The sequence below is a fragment of the Calothrix sp. CBUCES-K 9914 genome (assembly GCF_059640475.1).
Genome location: NZ_JBXXZH010000369.1, coordinates 1 through 6,880 on the forward strand (window position 1 = coordinate 1; position 6,880 = coordinate 6,880).

Below are 6,880 nucleotides of genomic sequence, written 5' to 3' on the forward strand. Positions count from 1 at the left end.
TTGGGTTGTTCTCTCTTCCTTTGTGTCCTTTGTGCCTTTGTGGTTCTTTTTTCTAACACCCCAAATTTAATGACACGGAGTAGTAGTATAGATTACTTTCGCATTGAAACACTCTCGTGGTATTTTTAAAGACATACTGATTATCACTCTCGGTTAGCCTTTTTTATATAAATATAAACAGGTGCCCGTCAGTAAATCAATTGTTCCGAAACATTGAACTTTCAACACCACGGGAGACTTGAAGTGAAAAATGTTGGTTTGGGCGGTATTATTTGGCGTTTGACTACATCTCTTTTACTGGGATGCGTAAGTGCTTTTACTACATCTATCAGTTCTAGTTTTGCCCAAAGCAACATTGTACCCGACGAAACACTAGGAGCAACCGAGTCTTCGAGAGTTATTTTCAACTTCAACGGCGCCACGAACGATGCAATAATAGGAGGCGCCGAACGTGGGCAGAATTTGTTTCACAGTCTGAGAGAGTTTAACGTCAGCGAGAACCGAGGAGCTTATTTTTTAACTCCTAATGCCAATATCCAAAATATTTTTGCGCGGGTAACAGGAAGTAACCCTTCACAAATCTTTGGAACTCTGGGTGTACATCAAGCAAATAACTTCACACCTTCAACGGCAAATCTGTATTTAATGAATCCGAATGGAGTTTTGTTCGGATTGAATGCCAGGTTAGATGTGGGTGGTTCGTTTCTAGCAACCACAGCAAATGGAATTCAGTTTGGTGAGCGTGGAGTTTACAATGCTAGCGGTGGTCAACCTGCTGATGTGCTGACAATCAATCCTTCAGCTTTCTTATTCAATCAAATATCTAGAGGTAATATTACCAATCGTTCTATTGCACCTGCGGGACAAAATCTAGTTGGTGAGGATATTACCGGGTTAAGAGTTCCTGATGGTAAGAGTTTATTGTTTTTGGGTGGCGATATTAATATAGAAGGTGGTGGACTTGTTAAGAATGCATCTTTTGATGGAAGTGGTGGACTGCGCGCGTATAACGGAAGAATAGAGTTAGGGAGTTTGGCGGCGCCTGGTACTGTAGGATTCAATATTGCTGGTGATAGTTGGAGTTTTAGTTTTCCTGAAGGTGTAGAAAGAGGTAATATATCCATTAGCAATGGTGCAGAAATTAATGTCCGTGGTTCTGGTGGTGGGGATATTGCTTTGGGTGCCAAAGATGTGAACGTTAGTGGAGCAGGTATAGTTAGAGCAGGTATTGATAATAAGTTAGGTAGTCCTACAACTAAGTCGGGTGATATACAAATAAATGCGACGGGAACGGTAACTTTAACTGATGAGAATTCCCGTATTAGTAATGTTTTGGATGGGGAAGCTATAGGTAAAAGCGGGAATGTAAATATCACTACAGGTTCATTAATTGTAAGTAATGATGCTATTTTGAGTGCAGATACTTTTGGTATTGGGGATGCGGGAAATATAGTTATTGCATCTGATAAATTACTGGTTAATGATGCGATAATTGGTAGTAGTGTTCAATTGAGAGCAATTGGCAACGGTGGTAATATATTTATAAAAGTTAATGATGCTGTCTCGTTAGTAGATGCTGTTATTGATAGTAATATAGAATCAGGCGCCGTAGGTAGTGGTGGTACTATTAATATTGAAGCTGCTTCTTTATCAATTACTGATGGCACCCAAATACAAACTATTGTTCGTACAAAAGATGGTGAACAAACTCCAGGGATAAAAAATGGAGGAAATGTTAATATTAATGTTCGTGGTGCCGTGAATATTTCTGGTATCAAAGATGGAATAACTAGCGGTATCCGCAGCACCTTAAATGGAGTAGAGGGAAAATCAGGTAATATTACAATTAATGCTGGCTTTTTAAATTTAACCGATAAAGCAGGAATTACTTCTGGTACTTTTGGTAAAGGAAATGCGGGTAATATTTCTATTCAAGTTAATGATTTAATTTCTCTTAATGATGGCGGTATATTTAGTAATGTGGGAGATGGCGCCGTTGGTAATGGTGGAAATATCAATATCAAATCTGGTTCGCTTTCTTTAATTAATAGCTCTATAATTTCTGCACAAGTGAATGCTGCGACTGCTAATTTTACTGGTGGTAAAGGTAATGGTGGTAATATTAATATAGATGTGACTGGAAAAGTTACCTTCGCTCAAGCTAAACCAGGCTTTAATAATGGAATTGTTAATGCAGTAGGAGCAGGTGCCGTTGGTAATGGTGGTAATGTTACAATTAATGCTGATGCACTCGAAGTAACAGGTGGTTCCCAAGTTCAAGGAAGTACCCGTGGAAAAGGAAATTCTGGAACTATTACCATTAATGCGCGTGATACTATTCGTTTTGATGGTTCTGATGGTGGAGATTTATTTAGTCGCGCTATCAACAGTGTACAACCTGGAGCAGAGGGTAATGCAGGAGGAATTAAGGTTATAACAGGTTCTTTATTTTTGACCAATGGCGCTTTTCTTGGCAGTAGTACTAATGGAGTTGGAAATGCAGGTGACATTAGTATAGATGCTCGCAATGTTATTAGCATGGATGGGGTTGCAGACATTAGTAATAATGTATTTAATACAGGTAGAGGTAAAGCTGGCAATACTTTTATACAAACAGGTTCACTATTTTTAACGAATGGTAGCCAAATAAGTGCTGATATTTCAGGAAAAGGAGAAGGTGGAAGCATTATCATCAATGCGCGCGATACAGTAAAATTAGATGGAAAAATAGATAGTGCCGCAAGTGCAATTGGAAATTCATTAATCCCTAATGCTGAAGGAAAAGCTGGGAATATTCAGATAACAACAGGTTCACTTTTAGTAAGTAATGGTGCTTATATTGCAACTGGCACGGCTGGAATAGGAGATGCAGGTAATATTACTATTAATGCTCGCGATACAATCACTTTTGAAGGGTTTGACAAGAAGCAATTTTTATCAAGCGAAGCCAGAAGTACAGTTAGTACTACAGCAACAGGAAATGGTGGAACTATTCGGATTACAGGTAGAGAATTATTTCTTAAAAATGGTGGTCAAATTAATGCTAGTAGTTTTGGGGCTGGTGGTAGCGGTAATATTTTTGTTGATGTAAAAGATGCTGTGAATATTGATGGTGTTGGTGGCAGAGATGGTTTGAGCAGTGGAATTGTAAGCTTGATGTCAGGAATTGCGGGTAAAGGCGGAAATATTCAGGTAACAACTGGAAGTCTGTCTGCTACTAATGGTGGTTTTTTAGGTAATTTTGGTCAGGGTGAAATTGGTAATATTACAATAAGTGCGCGCGATAGTCTTAAATTTGATGGGTCTGGTAATGGATTAGGTAGCGGCGCCATTAGCGTAATTTTACCAGGAAAGCAAGGTAGGGGAGGAGATATTAAAATAACAACTGGGTTGTTTACTATAAGTAATGGTGCTGATATTAGTTCCCAAAGCTTTGGAACAGGTGATGGTGGTAATATTTTGATTGATGCCCGTGATGATATTAACTTAATTAATGACGTTCTTATCAACGCTAGCATTTCTGGGCAAGGTAATGGAGGCAGCATAACTTTTAATGCTGGTAATTCCATTAATTTTTCTGGTACAACTGAAAGTAATCAAAACCCTGTTGTCATTAGCTCACTCTTACCTAGAGGTTTTGGAAAGGCTGGAGATTTACGGTTCAGTGCCAAAAAATTGTCTTTAAATAACGCTGGAATTTTGAATAGTACATTAGGAACTGGAGATGCGGGTAATATTTTGTTGCAAATATCCGAAAATATCTCAATGAATAGTAGTTTCATTGATAGCAGTGTTGTATCTGGAGGTATTGGTAAAGGTGGAAACCTGGATATTGAAACAAAAAACTTAACGTTAACTAATGGTTCTGGAATTAGCGCTGGAGTATATCGCTCAGAAACAATAGGAAATAATCTTCTTCCAGCAGGTAATGGTAAAGGTGGAAATATTCGCATTAATGCATCTGATTCTATAACTATGTCAGGTATTGATGTTACTGGTACTTCTAGTGGTATAGCAACCCTAACACAAAGAGGTGCATCTGGTAATGCTGGAGATGTGACTCTAACTACTAAAAACTTTCGTGCTACAGATGGAGCAGTTGTTTCATCTGCAACTTTTAATCAAAGTAAAGGTGGTGAAATTACTATTAATGCTGATATATTTGAGCTTTTCGGCGGCGCCCAAATATTAGCGAATACTCGCAGTAGTGGAAACGCAGGTAATATTAACCTCAATGTTAAAAACCGCATTACTATATCTGGAAGTGACCCAAATTTTAACCAACGATTAGCTTTAGCACAAGAAAATTTACAAAGGTCGGGTTCAACAAATACGCAATTAATTGATATCGTTACGAATGAAGGTGCCAATAGTGGATTATTCGCTAGTACATTACCCGGTTCAACAGGTAATGGTGGTAGCATTATCATCGACCCACGGGAATTTACTATCTCTAATGGTGGGCGTATTTCAGTTAATAGCGAAGGAACAGGAACGGCTGGTAATATTTCTATCACAGGTGGAAATCTCACCCTTGATAAAGCTTCAATTACTGCTCGCTCTGCCAGTCGTGATGGTGGTAATATCAAATTTACCCTCAGTGATAAGCTTGTATTAAGACGCAATAGCGAAATATCCACCACTGCGGGAACAGCAGGCGCAGGAGGAGACGGTGGTAACATTGATATTAATGCCAGATTTGTTGTTGCTATTCCCAAAGAAAATAGCAATATAAATGCCAATGCTTTTGAAGGAAACGGGGGCAGAGTCCAAATCAATACTCAAGGTATTTTTGGAATTGGTTTGAGTCCCCAAGAAACAGAATTGAGTGATATTACCGTTAGTTCCCAGTTTGGTGTTTCTGGTACTGCTGATATTGATTCTCCTAATAATAGTTTTATTCCCAACAGTCTTACAGAATTAAATAAAGACACAATCGATACTAATGCGATTATTGCCACTAGTTGTATTGCTAGAGATAAAAAAAGCGGTACATTTTATTTCAAAGGTTCTGGTGGTTTAAGCGCACGTCCTGGTAATGCTCCACTCAGTACCTATTCAACAGGAAATGTTAGTAATTTACCAGAAACGCAAGAACGGCGCCCTTGGAAAAAGGGTGACAGCATAGTTGAGCCACAAGGAATGTATCAACTACCAAATGGAAAAATTTTCATGGGTAATGAGTGTTATGAAACTTGACCCGCTATTAATGGGTGCCTGCTGGTAAATTTTAGCTGGTGAATTTTATTTTAGTTTACTTAACTTATTTAATAATTTAAAACTTTTGTCATCTTCATTAAGTTGATATTCTTCAATTAGCTTTCCATCTTCAGTCCATTCCTTTTTGCTAACAATAATACCATACTTATATAAACATTCTATTTTTAAGTGCCCACTTTCATACAGTTCTTTACATAAACCATTTAAAACTCCTGATTCATAGTAATATTCGTAGTGTAACTGTCCATTGGGATACCATTCCCTTGAAATTCCTTGTAAAATACCATCCACATAGGAACTTTCTGCTAATAGCCGACCACTAGCAAAATTCTCGTATGCAATACCCGTGAAATCTTTTCCCTCATAAGTGTAGGCATGATAATCAGAATAATCTAGTTCATCTATAAATACTCTCATAAAACAACCAACTCCAATAATGAACACTTCTTATTGTAGCGTTTTGCGATAGCTTGATAATTTCTGTAGAAACTCCTCAGCGAGGTCACTAAGAGATAGTATATCTCTGGTCAAAACCTGGCAGTTAGGGCAACGTATTATACTCTGACCTTTTTGGCTACCTGCGATACGAATATTAAATATAAGCAAATCGTCTAAATCCTCAACTCCGGCTTTTCTGCCTAACTGTTCTTCTAGAGCCAAAAGAACCTGAGATGCAGCTTTGACTTCTGCATGGATACCCGGAAATTCCTTTCCCAGCAGTTGGCGTGAAGTCAAGCCCGTATTTACTGCATCATCAATATATTTAGCAAGTCTATCCTGAAAAATAGGATGTAGAAGAGGAAGAATTTCTTTGAATGGTTTGACCTGATTAATATCAAAACGGATTATATTTTTGGTTCTATGCATTACACCTGCTAATACAGGCCCGCGCTGATTATTGGAAAGTAAAGCAGTTGTATTATTAAAATACTCGTAAACTGACTTGACGAGTTCATTTGCATCTTGAAGTAACTCAGAGTCATTGATATCTACTTGACGTGGATTAAATCCAAAATCAGTAGCTCTTAAACCGACATCATCATTAGGGTGAGGTAAACTAATTTTTTCAAGCGTACTTTTAACTCCTAACTTATTTCAATTAATTTGCTGGCTACTTTACACCAATCATTAAGTTTACCATAACAGGAAAGCGTATTGCTTTAAAACTTCCTTAACTTTTCACAACTGCGGGGTGTATACTAAATTCTTAAAATTACTCCTTGGATATAAGGAGGCTTCTCATGGTATTTTTAAAAACATATTGATTATTACTCTCGGTTCGTCTTGTTTGGATAAATATAGACAGGCACCTGTTAGTAAATCAATTGTTCCGAAAGATTGAACTTTTCGACACCGGGGGAGACTCGAAGTGAAAAATGTTGGTTTGGGCAGTTTTATTTGGCGTTTAAGTACATCTATTTTACTTGGATGCGTAAGTGCTTTCACTACATCTATCAGTCCAAGTTTTGCCCAAAGTAACATCGTACCCGACGAAACACTAGGAGCAAACGAGTCTTCGAGAGTTATTTTCAATTTCAACGGCGCCGCAAACGATGCAATAATAGGAGGCGCCGAGCGTGGACAGAATTTGTTTCACAGTCTCAGAGAGTTTAACATCAGCGAAAACCGAGGAGCTTATTTTCTGACTCCCAATGCCAAT

4 protein-coding genes are annotated in these 6,880 nt (G+C 38.1%); 2 read left to right on the forward strand and 2 right to left on the reverse strand.

What is annotated here, in order from left to right; all coding sequences use genetic code 11:
- Nucleotides 1-243: 243 nt before the first annotated feature.
- Complete coding sequence (locus AC2JBO_RS41445) at nucleotides 244-5,199, forward strand: beta strand repeat-containing protein (protein WP_496959452.1); 4,956 nt, start codon at nucleotides 244-246, stop codon at nucleotides 5,197-5,199.
- 45 nt (nucleotides 5,200-5,244) lie between these two features.
- Here AC2JBO_RS41445 and AC2JBO_RS41450 read toward each other — a convergent pair whose 3' ends face one another.
- Together AC2JBO_RS41450 and AC2JBO_RS41455 are read right to left on the reverse strand one after the other, a co-directional pair.
- On the reverse strand, nucleotides 5,245-5,637 hold the full coding sequence (locus tag AC2JBO_RS41450; RefSeq protein ID WP_496959453.1) for a toxin-antitoxin system YwqK family antitoxin: 393 nt from the start codon (nucleotides 5,635-5,637) through the stop codon (nucleotides 5,245-5,247).
- Between the two features lie 30 nt (nucleotides 5,638-5,667).
- The gene (locus AC2JBO_RS41455; RefSeq protein WP_496959455.1) at nucleotides 5,668-6,282 is read right to left on the reverse strand and encodes a YwqJ-related putative deaminase; all 615 of its coding nucleotides are present in this window, start codon (nucleotides 6,280-6,282) and stop codon (nucleotides 5,668-5,670) included.
- A gap of 307 nt (nucleotides 6,283-6,589) precedes the next feature.
- On the opposite strand from AC2JBO_RS41455, the gene AC2JBO_RS41460 reads away from it, so the two are divergent.
- On the forward strand, nucleotides 6,590-6,880 hold a 291-nt coding region (locus AC2JBO_RS41460), incomplete at its 3' end, for a hypothetical protein (protein WP_496959454.1).

What these genes read in the sequence shown, in the direction of transcription:
- AC2JBO_RS41450 (WP_496959453.1), bottom strand. Translation starts at nt 5,637, where the DNA reads ATGAGAGTATTTATAGATGAACTAGATTATTCTGATTATCATGCCTAC.